This is a genomic window from Gemmiger formicilis (assembly GCF_016901605.1).
GTDB classification, from domain to species: Bacteria; Bacillota; Clostridia; order Oscillospirales; family Ruminococcaceae; genus Gemmiger; species Gemmiger formicilis_B.
Map to the genome: position 1 here is coordinate 1 of NZ_JACJKP010000766.1, position 222 is coordinate 222.

Genomic DNA, 222 nt, shown 5'->3' on the forward strand with positions numbered 1-222 from the left:
ATCAACAGCCTGATCGTCTCCAGCTGCTCGGCGGCGCTGTGCACCTACTTCTCCGCCCTGACGGCCTACGGCCTCTATGCCTACCAGTTCAAGCTGAAAAAGGTGGCATTCACCAGCAGGATGTAGAAGAAGAACAGGCACAGGAAGGACAGGACGATGAGGACCAGATAGGCCAGGACGGTTTCCGCCCGTTTGTCTTTGATATGTTTCATGCTTTGGTTC

The 222-nt window shown here is 54.5% G+C and carries 1 pseudogene; it reads left to right on the top strand.

From position 1 onward, the window contains the following. Positions 1-114: pseudogene (locus H6B10_RS18255) on the top strand (carbohydrate ABC transporter permease); the annotation flags it as partial. Positions 115-222: the final 108 nt, after the last annotated feature.